Source organism: Methylomonas sp. BW4-1 (assembly GCF_052474385.1).
In genome coordinates this window covers 3,281,071-3,295,218 of sequence record NZ_CP184125.1, presented here as the reverse complement: position 1 = coordinate 3,295,218, position 14,148 = coordinate 3,281,071, and the positions used below count along the sequence as shown (strand labels likewise).

General features: G+C 52.0%; 17 protein-coding genes. 6 read left to right on the top strand and 11 right to left on the bottom strand.

The window, feature by feature from the left end; translation table 11 throughout:
- Positions 1–24 precede the first annotated feature (24 nt).
- The 7 genes from ACH5Y9_RS15240 to ACH5Y9_RS15210 all read right to left on the bottom strand — a co-directional run bounded on the left by ACH5Y9_RS15240 (position 25) and on the right by ACH5Y9_RS15210 (position 5,425).
- Entirely contained in the window at positions 25–783 is a 759-nt protein-coding gene (locus ACH5Y9_RS15240; protein ID WP_445366695.1) for a hypothetical protein, read from the bottom strand.
- A 2-nt stretch (positions 784–785) separates the two neighbouring features.
- Positions 786–1,727 (bottom strand): AAA family ATPase, encoded by a 942-nt coding sequence (locus ACH5Y9_RS15235; protein WP_445366694.1) that lies wholly within the window; start codon positions 1,725–1,727, stop codon positions 786–788.
- 153 nt (positions 1,728–1,880) lie between these two features.
- Complete coding sequence (locus ACH5Y9_RS15230) at positions 1,881–2,102, bottom strand: hypothetical protein (RefSeq protein WP_445366693.1); 222 nt, start codon at positions 2,100–2,102, stop codon at positions 1,881–1,883.
- A gap of 219 nt (positions 2,103–2,321) precedes the next feature.
- Complete coding sequence (locus ACH5Y9_RS15225; RefSeq protein ID WP_445366692.1) at positions 2,322–3,323, bottom strand: YqaJ viral recombinase family nuclease; 1,002 nt, start codon at positions 3,321–3,323, stop codon at positions 2,322–2,324.
- A complete protein-coding gene (locus ACH5Y9_RS15220) occupies positions 3,323–3,655 on the bottom strand; it encodes a hypothetical protein (protein WP_445366691.1) in 333 nt (110 codons plus the stop codon). The genes ACH5Y9_RS15225 and ACH5Y9_RS15220 overlap by 1 nt, the downstream gene beginning before the upstream one ends.
- Positions 3,656–3,772: 117 nt before the next feature.
- Positions 3,773–4,837, bottom strand: a complete 1,065-nt coding sequence (gene bet, locus ACH5Y9_RS15215) for a phage recombination protein Bet (RefSeq protein ID WP_445366690.1) — start codon at positions 4,835–4,837, stop codon at positions 3,773–3,775.
- A gap of 147 nt (positions 4,838–4,984) precedes the next feature.
- The gene (locus tag ACH5Y9_RS15210; protein ID WP_445366689.1) at positions 4,985–5,425 is read right to left on the bottom strand and encodes a single-stranded DNA-binding protein; all 441 of its coding nucleotides are present in this window, start codon (positions 5,423–5,425) and stop codon (positions 4,985–4,987) included.
- A gap of 262 nt (positions 5,426–5,687) precedes the next feature.
- Here ACH5Y9_RS15210 and ACH5Y9_RS15205 point away from each other — a divergent pair, with 262 nt between their 5' ends.
- The 6 genes from ACH5Y9_RS15205 (at position 5,688) to ACH5Y9_RS15180 (ending at position 8,601) form a co-directional block, all read left to right on the top strand.
- A complete protein-coding gene (locus tag ACH5Y9_RS15205) occupies positions 5,688–5,897 on the top strand; it encodes a hypothetical protein (protein ID WP_445366688.1) in 210 nt (69 codons plus the stop codon).
- Positions 5,873–6,541: a hypothetical protein gene (locus ACH5Y9_RS15200; RefSeq protein ID WP_445366687.1), complete on the top strand. Its 669-nt coding sequence runs from the start codon at positions 5,873–5,875 to the stop codon at positions 6,539–6,541. Before ACH5Y9_RS15205 ends, ACH5Y9_RS15200 begins: the two co-directional genes overlap by 25 nt.
- A 3-nt stretch (positions 6,542–6,544) precedes the next feature.
- Positions 6,545–6,745 carry a DUF7706 family protein gene (locus ACH5Y9_RS15195; RefSeq protein WP_445366686.1) on the top strand — a complete coding sequence of 67 codons (201 nt, stop codon included), beginning with the start codon at positions 6,545–6,547 and terminating at the stop codon, positions 6,743–6,745.
- Positions 6,746–7,087: 342 nt separating this feature from the next.
- Positions 7,088–7,546: a helix-turn-helix domain-containing protein gene (locus ACH5Y9_RS15190; protein ID WP_445366685.1), complete on the top strand. Its 459-nt coding sequence runs from the start codon at positions 7,088–7,090 to the stop codon at positions 7,544–7,546.
- A 3-nt stretch (positions 7,547–7,549) separates the two neighbouring features.
- Complete coding sequence (locus tag ACH5Y9_RS15185) at positions 7,550–8,119, top strand: PIN domain-containing protein (RefSeq protein WP_445366684.1); 570 nt, start codon at positions 7,550–7,552, stop codon at positions 8,117–8,119.
- Between the two features lie 209 nt (positions 8,120–8,328).
- Positions 8,329–8,601: an HU family DNA-binding protein gene (locus tag ACH5Y9_RS15180; RefSeq protein WP_445366683.1), complete on the top strand. Its 273-nt coding sequence runs from the start codon at positions 8,329–8,331 to the stop codon at positions 8,599–8,601.
- Positions 8,602–8,617: 16 nt separating this feature from the next.
- Here the strand turns inward: ACH5Y9_RS15180 and traN are convergent, their stop codons facing one another.
- Genes traN through lepB form a run of 4 tightly spaced genes read right to left on the bottom strand, consistent with a single transcriptional unit; the run spans position 8,618 to position 14,148 of the window.
- Positions 8,618–11,401, bottom strand: a complete 2,784-nt coding sequence (gene traN / locus ACH5Y9_RS15175) for a conjugal transfer mating pair stabilization protein TraN (protein ID WP_445366682.1) — start codon at positions 11,399–11,401, stop codon at positions 8,618–8,620.
- Positions 11,401–12,432, bottom strand: a complete 1,032-nt coding sequence (locus tag ACH5Y9_RS15170) for a TraU family protein (protein WP_445366681.1) — start codon at positions 12,430–12,432, stop codon at positions 11,401–11,403. The genes traN and ACH5Y9_RS15170 overlap by 1 nt, the downstream gene beginning before the upstream one ends.
- Positions 12,429–13,631 carry a TrbC family F-type conjugative pilus assembly protein gene (locus tag ACH5Y9_RS15165; protein WP_445366680.1) on the bottom strand — a complete coding sequence of 401 codons (1,203 nt, stop codon included), beginning with the start codon at positions 13,629–13,631 and terminating at the stop codon, positions 12,429–12,431. Before ACH5Y9_RS15165 ends, ACH5Y9_RS15170 begins: the two co-directional genes overlap by 4 nt.
- A complete protein-coding gene (lepB, locus tag ACH5Y9_RS15160; protein ID WP_445366679.1) occupies positions 13,618–14,148 on the bottom strand; it encodes a signal peptidase I in 531 nt (176 codons plus the stop codon). Before lepB ends, ACH5Y9_RS15165 begins: the two co-directional genes overlap by 14 nt.

The following is a 14,148-nucleotide window of genomic DNA, read 5'->3' as shown; positions in this document are numbered from 1 at the left end:
GGTTAAATAAAAATATCAAACCGGTTAAAACCAGCAGTCGTCCGTGTCGGACATGGCCGCTGCCAGATTTAATCGGGGTTTGAGCAAACCTAAGACTTCAGCGGTTTCACGAATGCTGTCCAGATCAGTGCCGAAAAATGCCAACACCTCCTGTTCCACTTTCAGATCGACCGAGAGCTCTCGGGCGGTTTCGGTGGCAATATCGATCTCCACGCCTTTGAAGCCTTTTGCTTTCAGCGCCAGTAAAAACAGCCATGGCAAAACGCCGTGAGCCGATTTGATCTGACCGCTTAGTTCAAAGACTTCAGCATTTAGGCTGGCATCAATGAATTGTTGCCAGCCATTCCATTCCTGTTCAGGCGTAGCATGACACTCCGACAAAGCTTGAATAACCCCGATCAGTCGCCTGACCTCGATGCCCAAGTCCACTCGGACAGCCTGTTTTGCCCGACATTCGATGGTCCAATACAGCGCCTCGATCGGTGGTGTTGGCATTGGCTCAGGATCTGGGATTTGTGGTTGGGTTGCCGGCAAAGTCTTACCCGGAAACGTCACATTGCCGTTAACATCAATATCAACTGCGCCGACCAACACATAGCCTTTGGCCTGCTTTTGTCGTTCGATGTCGAGCTGCTTAACGCCGTATCGGTTGCTAACGCCCGGCAAACTATCTGCCGTTTTCCCCCAACGTGTAGTGATCGATCCATCCGAATTACTCCTGACCGCCCAGTCCTTGGAACTGCCATCGCTATTACGATGACGATATAGATTCCAGGCGGCCATGGTCACACCTGCCAATCATCGCCAAACACATCCTTGGCGATGCGATGAATCGCTTCGCGTTCGGCGGGTTCGGCTCGGAAGGTCAAGGCCCGGTCCAGCGAATACGCCAAGGCATTCGGCGCACTTTTGAAAGTGGCCACTAACGATGCCCAGCGCACTAAACCGCGCGTCGATAAGGTCACCGATAACATGCCGCCGCCATCTGCACCGCCAATGAAAACTTTGCGAATCTGATTGGCGACCTTGATCATGCTTTCGCGTACTGTTTCCGGCATGCTTGGCACTACATCGGCCAACAGCTTCATTTCGTCTTCAGGTTCGGGGTAGCCGACTTCCATCAGTCGAAATCTATCTAAAAACGCTAGGTTCTGCCGCAACACCCCTTGGTACAAACCCGATTGATCGCCTGATCCAGCGCTATTGCCGGTGGCGACTAACCGGAATTTAGCGTGAGGGGTAATCACATCGCCGGTTTGCGGAATCGTCAACGGTTTGCCTTCAACAATTTCATTCAAGCCAATCAGTTCGGCTGGATCGATGGCATCGATTTCGTTGATCAGCAATACATGGCCTAGGCGAACCGCCAAGGTCAACGGACCATCGATCCACTTCATCGCGCCGCCGTCGACCAGCATGTACTGACCTAACAAATCGTTGAGTTCCAGTCGACCGTGACCGGTGACTGAATGTACGCCCCAATGCAGGCGCGCCGCGACTTGCTCCAACAACGAGGTTTTTCCGGAACCGGTAGGACCGGTCAGGTATAAGCCATCGCCATTGTGGGCACCTAAAAACGCCAACACATCGCGTAAATGATCCTTGCGAAACACATACGGCTTTGTCGTTGGCACATAGGGGTTATTGCCTGGAATAAAGCCTTCCACTTTCATGGAGGCTGGTGCAGGTATGCCGAAAGTGTCGGCAATCGAATAGGATTGATACATGGTGAACTCCTTATGCTTGGGTCAAACCCGTAACACGAGGCGCACCATTCCCCTGACGGGTAGTGTGTCCCCGTCGGGTTGAGATAAATTCCTGGCTAGCCAGGGGTTTAGTACGTTGAACGATAAAAGGTTAAAGAGGTGTCAAAACTACCTTTAGCGAGGCATCGATACTGAAATGCGCATTACCTTCGCCAATTCCGCGCGGGCGAGGATTTCCTCATCCATAAAGCGCAAAATCCGGCGAATGTCCGTTTTGAAATCCGGATCTCGGGTTTGACCGAGCATCTGCCGAACTACGCCTTGCTTATGCCTAATCTCTTCAACACTGGCCGTTTCCAACCAGCAAAATAGGCATTTACAAAAGTCTTTATTCATGGCGAACCTCCTTTGTTGATAAAAGGGATCACCATGACCCGCTAGGGTGATTAACCCCGACGGGACTGCAAACCAGGCTTGACGCACCTGGCACATGAAAGCGATTCACCTTCATGCCGCTTAACAGCGGAACGCCGGTTTACACCGGAGTCAGCGTGTTTCCAAAGAAACAGCCAAACTGTTTTCGAGCTAAATTCTCGATTAGCACCGTTACCCAGTTCAGAACCAGAAATCAGCACCGACCATTTCTTTCAACGCGTCCGCATCGAAAGGCACTTCCGCCAGCCTGCCGGAGTCATCACGACAAGTAATGCGAACACGGTTAGCCGGTTGTTTTCGGTAAGCGTCAAGCAGTGCTTCGGTGACATCCGGCAGTAACGCCTTCATCACCGCTTTGTAATCAACACTACCCTGGATCTGAAAGCGACTGACACGTAAACCCGAATGCTCGGCTGCCATGTAATCCCCCATCAACAACACCAAGGTTTGCTCGATGTCGAATTGATTGGCTTCCAGGGCTTTGAGTTGAGCTTTCAGGTCATCGATCTTTACCGCCTGGCTGCGATAATTCGCCGCCAATTGCTGCCATTGCAGTTCGGCATGGCCTTTGGGTAGATAAAGATCGCGGTCAGGATTTTTTTCGGGTTCCTGTCGCTGTTTGACGTTCGACCAGAATTCCATGGCGGTATCGACGAGCCGGTTTAAAAACACTTCATCCCGCTCGATTTCAAACTCCACATCCTGACCTTGGTGATAGAAGAACAAAAAGCCGCGCTGTGCATCCGCCACCAACATTTGCTGTTGCACCTGGCACCAATAAAGTTGATAGGCTTCAGACTGTTCGCGGTTCAGCACCACATCCAGAAAAGTCGTTTCATGCGGGCATTTGATTTCGACCGGTTCGTTGTTTTCCGACAAACCGTCGAATGACGCCCGCATTAGCGAATACCAATCCGATTCACCGCAGAGGGGTAGCAGCATTACATCGTGCTTTTCTTCAAAACGCTGTAAGGCTTCAGGTTCTTGCTCGATACCTACTCGGATCAACGGGTTGTTGTCCAGGCTTTGTTCCAGCACGAGACCAGTCTTTTCCGCCCATAAGCGCCAAGGGGTTTTGTGCGGCGAACGATTCATAATGATCGCCGCTTCACTAGCACTAACCCCTTGTGAACGCCATAAACGCCATTCCGGTGATCGTTGCGAGACATTGATGAACTTCATCACCGATGCTCCTGCAATTGGATATGGCAGCCTAGCCGCAGTGTCGACACGCCGCGTTTGATAAGTTGGTTTTCACAACGCCGAGCCCAGTGATAGTCGGCAAAGAGCAGCAGGGTTTGATCAGCTGTGGGCAGATAGTGACCGCCATAGCTTTCGACCAGACTTTGCAGCTCAGGTTTGGTGGGCGCTTGGATTTCATGGACAGAATTGCCCGGACTCCAGTTACGCTCCAAGTAACCACGGCCATGCCGGCGAATCACCGTCGGTGAATCGTAGCGATGCCAGTCGGTATGACACGGTATGCGGTTGGATGATTGATCAATGGCATTCATGACATCTCCTCTTAAACAAAAGGGCGGCATGAATTCACCCAAGGGCGATTCAATACGCCCTGGTAGGGTTGAAAATAATTACCGGCAGTTTTTACCGGCGGTTGATGGGTAAAACGGCTATGACTGACGTGCCGATCCCAAGGTCTCGCGAGCCTTGTTCAGAGCCTCCGAAGCCGGATCATGAGCGGGTGGCATACCAGAAGCATCTATTGGCTGATGATTAATATCACCCTTAGCCGATGTCGCCTTAGCAACGGCTGAGGCTTTATCCAGTTCAGCAATGGCATAGGTTAAATCCAGCCCCACAAACTTGTTATTGGCATAGTCGTAGGCGGCTTTCCAGGCGCCTGCAAGTGCTGTGCGTCTAACCAGTTCACTGACCGCTTTTTGTACCTTGGGCGGTATCATGGACAAATCAATCACCCGCGGTGGTTCGACGCTGCCGACAATCGCATCATCGATAACGTCCGCTTCGTCGATACGACTGGCAGTGCCGTTAATCACGCTGCTGTCATTTATGTCGTCGATACTTTTGCCATCCATTTCCTCGGCGGCGTATCCGCATTCCTCCGGAAAGGCTGCACGCAACGACGCCGCTTTACCGCACTTGGCCAGCTGACCTTTGGGCCGTTTGATCCACATGGCGGTGGGCACTTGCGAGTTTTTGCCGCCAGCGGTGCTATACGCTTCTTGCCAGTAGACTTCCTCGGTGAATGCACAGCGTTTGCCGCCCACAATCCGGTACACCGTGACTGCGACCCATTCCGGGAAGGTTACGGTGACATTGGATTCTTGCCATTGGTCGTTGTCGTCCTTGTAGCGCCCGGTGAAGGTTTTGGTCACATCGGGGCCCCATACCGGTCTATCCATCCCAACCCAAAGGCCGGTACGCGACGCAGTAGTCTGGATTTCCATGATGGACGGCCAGACGGTTTCGACATTACGACCCAAGGCGGCACTCCACATTGGCACCACATGCACTGGTTTTTTGAAAATATCCAGTTTGCGGGCCTTGCAGTAATCCAGCGCCATCATGATGGCTTCCGGGGTTTTAGCGGTTGGGAACGTCACGTCGGTGAGGACTTTCCAGGACTGCTCGGAAAGGCCATAGACCTGATTTACATCGATGGGCATTGGCAGATTGCGGGTTTTTGCAGGATTATTGCGAGGTTGATTGCTCATGGCGTGTCTCCTTAAAAAAATAGAGGACGCAATGCCCCGGTTGGGGGGTGACGTCCCCATCGGGTGAAACACCTCAACAGCGGATGCTGCCAGGTGGGTAAATTAAAGATCAATCTGAATAGCGGATAACTTTTGCCCAGTGGCTAATCAGAAAAACGGAATGTCATCGAAGTCCTCATCTAACCCTGCGTCATTAGCCGCAGTCGGAGGTGTAGAGGGGGGGCCGGATTGACGAGGTGCCCCGTTTTCATCAGCACGGTCCAGCATCTGTAACTCACGGACAACCACTTCCGTGCGGTAGCGTTTTTCGCCATTTTTATCCCATTGCTGGGTGCGAAGGCTGCCTTCCACATAGATCTTGCTGCCTTTTTTCAGGTACTGCTCGGCGGTATCGGCCAGTTTTTTGAAAAACACCAATCGATGCCACTCGGTGTGTTCCTGTTTGGCTTTGGCTTGGTCCTTCCAGACTTCGCTAGTCGCCAAACGTATTGCCACCACCTTGCCGCCGCTATTGGGTAAATACCGAATATCCGGATCGGCGCCGAGTCGGCCCAGCAATATGACTTTGTTCACACCACGACTTGCCATGATGAAATCCTCCAATCGGCCGCGCCCGACAAGTGAGAAACAAACCCACCTGCGCGGTGATGGGCAAAGTCCCGCAGGCTGACCCCACTGGGGATTAGCTTCCCAGGACAGGGTCGAAAACTGATCAAACAACAGAAAACACATCAGGCTTGACGCACCTGACTCGCCGATGAAAACCATCGACGCCGCCTGAAGACGGAACGCCGGCTAAAGCCGGATCAAGTTGTTCTGGAAAGACAACGTGAACTGTCGGATAGCGTTGATGGGCAGAATCGATTTGCGTGAAATTGGTGTCAAACTCCAGCCAACAACGGTTGCCGACATTGAATCAGAAAATTTTTGGAGTGATCTTGCAGCAAATGTCAAATTCGCAATTTGCTGCAAGATGGATGAAAAAAGATTGCCTTACTATCGAGTGCGATCCCTCACACTCAATAAGGAACGCGCATGGCCGAATTATCGCCTCCCGTAAAACCCGCTCGACCCGAGATTAGCCGCCCGGTCTTCGAACGCACATTCAAGATCAATAGCGAGCAAGCGATTCGAGTCATTCGCAAGAGTTATGACCGTCTGATCAAGGCGCTGTACGCGATCGATGTCATTTTGCGCATCGTCGGCCAGGAACAAGCCATTGATGAAATCGAGGCCATTGTTAGCACGATGATTGCCGATTGTGCCGAGCAGTTGCAGCAGGAAAAAGCCCGATTGGAAAAACTGAAGGCGGACAATGGCATAACTGAAACACCGACCTACACTCATCCCACCGAATTCGTTGCTAGGATTGCCTCACCGCAAATTGCCCAGTTTGTTGAACTGATCCGCTTGTTGGATCAGCTCATGATAGTTATGGACACCTTGTGGCTCTGCCAGGTTATTGACAATAAGCATTGCGTCGAAGCTCGCTACCATTGGCAGCAACGCTTACAGCGCTTGGCCAACCGGATTGTCACGATAGAACGGCAGGCGCACCGGGCGGCTTATGCACAAGGGCATGGGGAAGAGTTGCAGATTGCTCGCGAAGAAATCGGGCTACAAGCTGAGCCAGAAACCGTTTCCGAAAACGAAGCTGAGGCGGATCAACTCGGCATGGCAAACGAAGTCGATGATCGTGATTGATAAATGACCAACAAATCAACGCAAATCAGTTTAGTGGTTCAGCTATCGGAGCAAGAGGCTTGGGATTTAGCGCAGTTCTTAAAGCGCGTTGGCTATTCAGATTTTCGAAGCAATGCCGTTGATGACGACGAGGCGTATCGGATGCAGAATACCGCTGAGAAAGTCAGACAAGGATTGATAGCGTTTGGCATCAATCCTCGCTGAATACCAATTTATTCTTTCGCCTTCCGCTTGTTGCGAACAAAATCCGTGTTTGCCCGATAATTTCTTACTTATAGAACTGGCCCTCTGAAGTTTTAACATTGGCCAGACTGGTTTTGATGTAACCCTTGATCTAGTTGGCTTGCTGGAGAAAAGCAACGTTTCAGTTTCAAACATTAAAGGGCCGGATCAATAGAATAGGCAATCCGTTTCGTTTATTTCACTTGTTTCGTTTATTTCGGTTGTGTATAGTGTTCTTAAAGCCGTTTTTCGAGCCATGCTCTTACGATAGAGTGCTGACAAAGAAACTGAATACGGCGCTAACTGACCAGAATAGAGAAAACGATGAACACAAAAGAAAGTCCAGACCTCCCAACGGAGGCCGAGGTTTCGCTGGCCAAGGAAAGTAGCAGATTGCTCGCCTTGTACTTGAGCAGTAAAGCAGAATCTCAATCGATTCGGATAATCGATCAGTCAGGTGAGCACGAGGCTGTTCGCATTCCGACCGCCGCTTTTCGACTATTGATTGATGTCCTGTCTGAAATGGCTCAAGGCAATGCAGTTAGCATGATTCCTGTGCATGCGGAACTCACAACGCAAGAGGCGGCTGATATGCTCAATGTTTCCCGCCCGCATCTGATCAAGTTGCTAGATAGTGGGGTGATTCCATTTCATAAGGTGGGGACACATCGCCGCGTGCGTTATCAAAATTTGGTTGATTACAAAGCTAAGGTCGATACGGAACGGTTAAAAACATTAGAAGCCCTGACGGCACAGGCACAAGAATTAAATATGGGTTATTAATTGATGACGAGCTTTTCCGTAGTCTACGATGCCTGTGTGCTATATCCGGCACCCTTGCGCGATTTATTGATGTACCTTTCTCTCACCGATCTTTATCGAGCCAAATGGACGGAGAGAATCCACGAGGAATGGATTAGAAATGTTCTGGCTGTCCGTCAAGATTTGACTCGAGAACAACTGGAGCGAACACGCCAGTTGATGGATAGCAGTGCTCGTGACTGCTTGGTAACCGGTTACGAATTTCTGATCCCAACCTTGCAATTGCCAGATCCCAATGACCATCATGTATTAGCGGTTGCAATACGCAGTCAATCGAGCGTTATTCTCACATTCAATCTGAAAGATTTTCCGGCAAAGGAGTTGGAAAAATACGATGTCGAGGCCCTGCACCCGGACGAGTTTATTTCCGACCTGATTGACTTAAATCCAGCCAAGGTATTGGCAGCTGTTGCCAGACACCGACAATCACTCAAGAATCCACCCAAAACAAGCAAGGAATATCTCGATACGATTCTAAAACAGGGTTTGCCTGAGACCATAAGCCAGTTAAGGCAATGGGAGCTCGCGTTTTAATCGGACATTTGCCGCGGCAACGGTTGAGATGTAGTATTTCAGAGTAATTGGTTTTCAAGGCTGAATGACCGATAGCAGTCAATCCACCGAGCATTTCAAGAAAATCTCCAATTTTTGCAATAATTACACGCCCGTTTGTAACTAGTGCTAAAAAACACCGGAAATTTAACCCCAGTCTATTTTATCAATGCTATTTAAGGAATGCCTGAATGAACAAATCCGAACTCATCGATGCCATTGCCAGCCACGCCAACCTGACTAAAGCCGATGCCGGCCGGGCGCTGGATGGTATTACTCAATCGATCCAAGCTGCACTTAAAGCCAGCGATTCCGTGGCGTTAGTTGGCTTCGGTACATTTGAAGTAAAAGAACGCGCCGAGCGTACTGGCCGTAATCCGCAAACCGGTGCTGCGATTACGATTGTCGCAGCCAAATTGCCATCCTTCAAAGCCGGTAAGGGCTTGAAAGACGCCGTCCAGTAAGTTACTGGACGCGAGTTTATTGCGGCCCCATGCCCCAGCCTTCCAATTCAGACTGCCGTTTGACCGTGGGCACGTCCAATTCGGTCATCCGGCCTTGGGTGCGGGTTAAGGTATCTTGCCGGCCACTGGTGGCGGCGCCGTATTTTTGCGGATTGAGTCTGCTGCCAGTGCCGGTCAGTTGATCGAGATTCAGCATGGCAGCGGAATTGGCCGCAGTCGGCAAATGCCCGGTCTGGGCAAGAATACCCAACCATTCATCGAGATTGACCTGCGTCCAGTCGACTCTATCCAGATCGGACACCTTAATCCCCGTACAGACCGGAGTTTCCGGCGTGCCAAAATCCATTCCCAATTGCGGTTTGATTTGTTCGTTGAGGATTCTGGCCAGCGGTGAGTTGTAGCAGCAGTAACTTTCCTTTCTTACCAGACAAAGCCCCGCCACCTTGCTTTCGCAGACTGTACCCAAGTCGGTACAGACTTTAAGCTGCTTCTTCGCCGCCAGTTCGTATTCTGCTTGTTCGCAGGCGTAGACGATCTGGATAATCATGATGATGATCATCACCACGGTATAAGCCGTCATCAGAGTACTGAGCATTTCGCCAGCCACGGCAGCACCGCCGCCCAGTTCGACACCGCCGGATTCCGCCGCCGGCGTTAGATTGCCCGCCGAATCGAAAGCCGCTTGCCCGCCGGCACTGAACAGGGCATTACCGGCTGCTTCACCAAAGATATTGCCTATCCACTCCGCGACCGATTTCATCAGTTCGCCCTTCAGCGAGTCCAGCAAACCCTGCGAGGCGACGTCTGAGGTGCTAAGCATGTCGGTGCCGACCAAGTCATTTACGCCCGAGGCAAAATCCGCCTGAAAACTGTTCCAGGCATCACCGGCCACCGAAAACGGCGTGCGCATGGTTTCCCAGGCGCCCCGAACCGCGGAGGTGGCATCCATGGTCATAATCGCATTATCCATTTGACTGGTCGCCATTAATAAATCGATATATTTGCCTAGACCCATGCTACCCGACGGTGTCTCGCAGCAATCGACCAGACTTAGGGCGCCGCCGACCATTTTGCAACTGGCAGGTTTCCCTTGGAACACCTGGCAAGTGGTCGGATCCTTTTGCTGCAGATCGGCATTGGCGTAGTCGCAATGCAGATCCATCGCCATTTGTTGGGCGCTATTCAGCAAGGCTACAGCCTTGCTGAAATCCTGGCTCTGGGTGCGGTTCACGGTGATGCAATCTTCCCCCATGCACCGAATCGGCCCGGCGCATTGCTGCTGGGTGTTGCTTTGAATGCCGGGAATACCGACCGATTGTCCGCAGTCGTAAGTATCGATGCTGTCCCAACAGGTCCCCGACGCCAGCACATCCAGACACTGACTTTTGATGAACGAGCAGCCTTGAGTCTCTAAAGATGAACAACTCTTCGTGGGCGTACCATTGGCAGGTGGCGCTAAACAATGGGTACCCGCTGTATCGGTCCAGCACTGACCGTATTGGTTGAGATCACATTGCCCCGCCGCATCGATACGCATGCAGGTATTGCGAATACTGGTCGAACTGGCAACCGGTGCTTGGGCCAAATCGGAGCCACACACCATGACCTGCGAAGTAGGATCGACATAACATCCCGAGGCATTAGCGGGATCATGACTGCAACTGAGCTGGCTGCCCGCCTGGCAAATACCGTCGGTAATGGCATTGGCCAGATTCTGGCAATTCGGGCCACTCCAACTCCATTGATCCTGGGTAATCAGTTTCGATAAGTCATAACGCAACCTTATTCGCGAATAGCCCTCGCCATTACCACCGACCATGGTTTCCTGTTTGAAGACTTTGTTACCCGTGCTGTTGAAGGCATAGGTGACATCACGATTGGGATGATCGACCCAGCTATTACTCAGTTCACAAGAACCGCCCCAGCCGGTCGAACCGGTGTAAATCAGATTGCCGCCATAGTACACGCGAGCATGGTCATCGAACTCGACATCCTCCAATGTGGCACTGATGATGGCTTCCGGATGCAGGATGTTATACGTGACTTCCCAGTTGAATATGCCGCAACCGGCCGACCAATAGTTATCGCCAACACGGCCGACATACAAATCCATGCAGCCAGAACCACAGCTGGACATGCCTCCGTTACCGGAGACAAAGCTGAGTAGCGTCTCAACATTGACTTGATGGGTGGCCGTACAACTTTGCGGTACCGTCGGTTGGCGCAGACACAATTGATAGTCGGGGATACGGACCGAATGGCTGGTCTCGGTTTGCGTGGTCACCGTGGTACAGTCCGAAAACGACTGCGCCCACGGCGTAAAATCGGCAAACACCTGATCGCCGGCGTTCCAGACGCTATCGTTGTGTAAATCCGGATGCGACTGGTGGGCATTGTCGATCAGCGTGCGGTAGGCTTCGCCGGTGAAACTGCTTTCACCGTTCAAGGTGGTTTGGGCATTTAGCCCCGCTGCGAGGGTACCAGGATTGTTGCCATAGAGATTGGCAAAGTCGCTGGCCGATGTACCGGCGCTGTTTGTGTACGGAAACAGTGTGCCGATCGATATCGCGCTTTCCTGCGAAGTGCCTGGATTTAGCGTCAGCGATCCGCTGCCGGTATCAATGGGGAATTGAAAGCCGCCAACAAGTTGTTGCCCGGTCTGCTGGCCCTCGGTTCCTGCAGCTTGCATGGCATCAGCCCAAGACACCCCAAATGGTGTCCAGGCCATCGTCACGCATAAAACTGCGGACAGTGCTTGTGTAAACCGGCGCTGCGGTTCGAATAATACCCAGAAACTCATCACAACCCCACGCAGCAGTCCTGCCAGCGCCACAGGATGTAGAGATGATCCTCACCCGGTCCCGGAAAAGTCCGCCCCGCACCCCATTTGAAAGTGGTCTCGCCGATGACGTGATTGGACTCGGTTTCCGCGACCGGATAAAACATGCTCAGCCGGTACTGCGACTTGGGTATGAAGGGGTAAATCGTCCCGCCACACAAGGCATCATTGCCGGAGGTTTTCCAGGCTAATCCGCGGCGATGTAAGGAGGCTGTGGCACGGGTGGCCAACAAACTGGTGATGCGCGGATCGGTGCCGTAACTGGTCGGTGAAATGCCGGACAAGGGATACATATGCCCCCAAGCACCGGCACACCAAAACAACGCATCCAGTGGATTACCTGTCGCAGCCGCCGCGGCATCGGCCACGCAGGCGGAAATCGCCACCGGATTGGCGAACAATGCTGTTTCCGGACTGGTGAAGAACGCCAACAAATCGCTATTCCAGGTCGGATCCAGTTCCGAGACGTACAGCAAATCGAAATCACGATAGCCGTCGCTATTGCAGCGTCCATCCCAGAACAGATCCAGCATGATGGTCAACGGAAAGGCGAAGTAGTGGTAATTGAAAAACGACATCTCGCTGGCGTCGAAATCCGCCTTGCCGGTAGTGGCGATCAGTCGCACATTTGACGCGCTGATTTTATGTCCGCCCAGTGCCGGCGAACACCAGGGATTGCGGACGACTTCAATCAGCCGGGCCGGATTCCACAAACCCATGGTCATCCCCAATTCCGGTATGCCCATCGGGTCGGTGCAGAAGCAAAACTTCACATCGGTGGCGATGCTGGGCACATTGCCTCCACCCAATGACGCACCGGCGGCACGTATCGGAAACAGGCAACTCCAGCAAATGTCCGTGACCAGTTTGCCCGACCACAGCTCGGCATCGGCACAGAGCGGATCGGTGGCGTTGGTTGTGGTGTCGGCATGAAGGTTGGTTACCAGGGTCATCAGCAGCCAAAAAGCCCAAGGGAAAATCAGGCAATTCATGACGGTTCTCCCACCGAAGCCGGCAGTTTTCGTTCGCGAACCACTAGACGATTGCCCGTTTGCTCAACCAGACTCGGTACGTGCTGTAATTGAAATCGGCTGCGCACGTCTGGCGTCAACAAGTACACCGACGAATTAAGCGATGTTTCCAATGCTTTCAACCCGTCCCAGCCATCCTGACGCGACACCGACGTGGCCAGATACATCACGCGGGCTTTTTTGTCCTGGCATGACAAATGGCGAACCGATTGGACTTGAGCGGTTTCGGTAGCATCAAATACAATCAGGCATAAGCCGAACGGCATGTTGTCCAAGGGATTGACGGTTTGTCCTGCCCGGAAAATGAGTTGACCATTCGGCGCAGTCAGATTGCGCGGCGCGGTGATAGACATATCTATCAATCGCTCACGATCTTCCAACGCGACTGGCAACACTTCGAATTTTTGCTGTTCCCAGAAACGGGCGATGGCTTGTTGTTGCTTTTGCCGCCAATCGATCGCAGCCATTCGTCGTTTGATTTCTTCGAGCAGATCGATTTCGGCAATGTCGAAGATCTCGCCCAAGCGGCCTAAATCGCCGGTAGCACCGGCTTTGAATTTGTCGTTCAGCCAGGTCAAACTGCTGACGCCTTTCACCTGTAGCAAAGCCTTGTCTTCCGATTCGACGACCATCGCCGGCACCGACGTTACCGCCCATTTTTGAAAACGAACTGGATCGATCACTATGTTTGGGACGGGATCGACGTCTTTCAGAAGTCGTTTCAGATCGGCAAACAGAGCAGGCAGTTTTTGACCGGGTTTTGGGCCTCGAAACACCAACAATGCATCGTCTTGTCCCGATGCTTCTTCGAATAGGCCTTTCAATGCGGTATCGCCGAGCGAGAAGGAGATGAACATCACTTTGAGCGGTTTGCCAGGATGAGGTATTACCGTTTTGTCGAGTGGGTTTGAGGATGCTGAAATTGATTGCATAGCATTCGAGTTCTGTATTAGCTCCAGGGCTTGCCGATTTGCTTCCGACTGATAGGGATTGCCTTCCAGCCAAGCAGGTTTAGCTTGACCATCCAAGGCATGAAGAATCCGCTGCGATCGGGATAACCATTCCTCTTCGGCTTTCACCGAGGCCACAAGTAATACATTCGCCAAGCAAAAGAAAACGACTTTACGCGGGCGACTGGGTAGAAAGTCAAAATAGCGCATAGGCCCGCCCAATCACTTGATGGTCATAGACATAGCCCCAATACCGAGAGTCAAAACTCTTATCCGTTTTGCCGGTCAACCAATAGGCCGCCGGCGGAATGGTTTCGTCACGTTTGAAGCTGGAGGTAGGTTTCTTGAGTTTTTCCGCTAACGGCAAACCTTCGATGATCAACGAGCCATTGATCATGGTTTGATGGCTATCGACTTGAACATGATCGCCAGTAACACCGGCAGCAATCTTGACGATGATCTGGCCGTCCTTGAAATACGGTGACATGCGCTCGGCACGAAAAGCCATCAGATCGCCCCGCCAGATGTCCTTGTTGTAGGTATCGATCAGATAAATCCATTTGTCCGGCAAACAACGATCGACTTGATCGTCGCCGCCGATTAGAAAGCGTTGGCCAACGTAACGTTCGACGGCCAATACGAAAATCAATATTGGCAAGGCTTTGAGCAGGAATTTGCGCAACGGCGGTTTGCTGGATACTTTTCTGGAGAGAATGTACTTATTCAT

Coding starts and splice junctions, on each gene's coding strand:
- ACH5Y9_RS15240 (WP_445366695.1), bottom strand. CDS start 783: ATGGCCGCCTGGAATCTATATCGTCATCGTAATAGCGATGGCAGTTCC.
- ACH5Y9_RS15235 (WP_445366694.1), bottom strand. CDS start 1,727: ATGTATCAATCCTATTCGATTGCCGACACTTTCGGCATACCTGCACCA.
- ACH5Y9_RS15230 (WP_445366693.1), bottom strand. CDS start 2,102: ATGAATAAAGACTTTTGTAAATGCCTATTTTGCTGGTTGGAAACGGCC.
- ACH5Y9_RS15225 (WP_445366692.1), bottom strand. CDS start 3,323: ATGAAGTTCATCAATGTCTCGCAACGATCACCGGAATGGCGTTTATGG.
- ACH5Y9_RS15220 (WP_445366691.1), bottom strand. CDS start 3,655: ATGAATGCCATTGATCAATCATCCAACCGCATACCGTGTCATACCGAC.
- bet (WP_445366690.1), bottom strand. CDS start 4,837: ATGAGCAATCAACCTCGCAATAATCCTGCAAAAACCCGCAATCTGCCA.
- ACH5Y9_RS15210 (WP_445366689.1), bottom strand. CDS start 5,425: ATGGCAAGTCGTGGTGTGAACAAAGTCATATTGCTGGGCCGACTCGGC.
- ACH5Y9_RS15205 (WP_445366688.1), top strand. CDS start 5,688: ATGGGCAGAATCGATTTGCGTGAAATTGGTGTCAAACTCCAGCCAACA.
- ACH5Y9_RS15200 (WP_445366687.1), top strand. CDS start 5,873: ATGGCCGAATTATCGCCTCCCGTAAAACCCGCTCGACCCGAGATTAGC.
- ACH5Y9_RS15195 (WP_445366686.1), top strand. CDS start 6,545: ATGACCAACAAATCAACGCAAATCAGTTTAGTGGTTCAGCTATCGGAG.
- ACH5Y9_RS15190 (WP_445366685.1), top strand. CDS start 7,088: ATGAACACAAAAGAAAGTCCAGACCTCCCAACGGAGGCCGAGGTTTCG.
- ACH5Y9_RS15185 (WP_445366684.1), top strand. CDS start 7,550: ATGACGAGCTTTTCCGTAGTCTACGATGCCTGTGTGCTATATCCGGCA.
- ACH5Y9_RS15180 (WP_445366683.1), top strand. CDS start 8,329: ATGAACAAATCCGAACTCATCGATGCCATTGCCAGCCACGCCAACCTG.
- traN (WP_445366682.1), bottom strand. CDS start 11,401: ATGAGTTTCTGGGTATTATTCGAACCGCAGCGCCGGTTTACACAAGCA.
- ACH5Y9_RS15170 (WP_445366681.1), bottom strand. CDS start 12,432: ATGAATTGCCTGATTTTCCCTTGGGCTTTTTGGCTGCTGATGACCCTG.
- ACH5Y9_RS15165 (WP_445366680.1), bottom strand. CDS start 13,631: ATGCGCTATTTTGACTTTCTACCCAGTCGCCCGCGTAAAGTCGTTTTC.
- lepB (WP_445366679.1), bottom strand. CDS start 14,148: ATGAATAAGTACATTCTCTCCAGAAAAGTATCCAGCAAACCGCCGTTG.